Source organism: Cryptocyanus atlanticus LEGE 06306 (genome assembly GCF_056633155.1).
Genome location: NZ_JBSJOZ010000039.1, coordinates 1 through 1727 on the forward strand (window position 1 = coordinate 1; position 1727 = coordinate 1727).

Annotated in this window: 1 protein-coding gene; it reads left to right on the forward strand. The window is 60.0% G+C overall.

The window, feature by feature from the left end; all coding sequences use genetic code 11:
• Positions 1–683 precede the first annotated feature (683 nt).
• Positions 684–1292 (forward strand): hypothetical protein, encoded by a 609-nt coding sequence (locus ACWJI7_RS14180; RefSeq protein ID WP_479938864.1) that lies wholly within the window; start codon positions 684–686, stop codon positions 1290–1292.
• Positions 1293–1727 lie beyond the last annotated feature (435 nt).

The window sequence follows — 1727 nt, forward strand, 5'->3', positions numbered from 1 at the left end:
TTGACTATCGCGGAAGCCATATTCTTGGCAAAAGTCTCGAGGGGTTGACCCAGAGGGAGTTGATCGCTCTCTGTGGGAAGCTCGGTCTGTTTTCCAATGCACCCGTTTCCCTGGGGATGAGTGAAGCTGAATGCACAAGAGTCGCATGGAGAAGTGACCCCAGCCAACACTACTCCCGTCATCTGTACCTGCGGAATACATGCCAACTGATGCGGCTAAGAGAGATGAATCCCCACCTCCCGATGCTGAAGATCAGCCTTGCTGAGGTTGTCGCTCAGCTCGAGGCTGCCACTTCCACCAATTCGGCGGTGGCACCCCCGAGCAGACTCAGGTGACGGCGAGGGCCTAGCCGCAAAGCTGGATCAGGCGGACCGGGGACGTGTCTCAGCTCCGCTGTCTCTCCCCTGGCTGTGGTCATGACGCCGGGCATCCTCTACCTGACGGCCCGGCATCCCTTTCGTCCCGTGCAGCAGCGCCGGAGCGCCCTCAGCGTTCGCGTCTGAGGGCATTCTTGCTCTGGCCTTGAGAGCCTGATCCAATGCCCGCCCAGAAAGCACGGCCACGGGTTCCGATGTCGTACTGGGACGATCCCTTGCCTGTGAAACGGAACCGGCAAGAGGGCCTGGTGAACAAAGAACAGCAGACGGATCAACGATCCAGCAATCGTCTGAACGAGGAAATCCATGGCCAACACGAAGGACCTGAGCCAACAGTTGAAACTCCCACGACCAGAAACGCCGACGATGGAGCTCCTTGAGCGTCTGCGTTCGTCCCATTCCATCCGGGTCAGAAGGAGATCGAGGCAAATTATTAACTGCAAGTATCTTGTTCATTGGATTCAGATCAAGCCTGAGCACATTGAGCTTCCTGCAGGGGCAGGAATCATCAGACGCGGCCTGCGCAACAGCGGATGTGTGGTCATGGCCATGGACTTCCCTGGCCGCGAGATTCTTGGACAGAGTATTCATGATCTGACCCTGAAGCAGTGGGTGGCTCTCTGCCATCGTCTCGGCATGTATGACCATGCATTGCAGCGGCTGGGGCTCAATGCTGATGAAAGAAGCCAGGTCATCTGGTCGAGTCAACGAGAACGCTATTTCTACCGGAATGAGTGTTTGACCAGCCATTGGAAGCTATGCCGGATCGCCGAGGAGAATCCTCATCTCAAGATCCTCACTCTTAGCCTATCCGAACTGGCCGACAGGGCCGAGACTGCATCCATCAGCAGCCGGCAGGTTCTCTCTGGGTCCAGGTCCCAGGGGGCTTCTCTGTCGGGTGCAGCGTTGGCGTAGCCCGTTTCATCCAACAGACGAGGGGCACCTGACAGGCCAAGGCGATCGTCCTGGCAGGGCCACCCGTTGGGGGGGTGCGATGGAGGGGAGGGCGGCCATCCTGGTCCTGGTCCAAGGGGTGAGTGAGCCAGAGGGCGGTCCCCCCGCTGGCCATCTGTTGGCGCAGTAAACGCCACCACCGGCACCAGATCGCGTGCCCTGGCCGTTGGAGCACCACCGACTCGGTGCCTGTCTGCTAGTACAGGTGTACTCTGTTGTTGCGCAGCACCATGCCCCCTCGCTCCCGCCCTGATGCACTCCGGCACGGCTCGATCGAGGAGTGGCCCTACCTCGATCGGGAGGTGTTGCTGCCCAGCCGCAGCCGACGGGTCTGCCTCACCTGCCACTGGTTTCGGCATCACCCCGGGGCGAACTGCATCCCCCTGCTCACCTGCC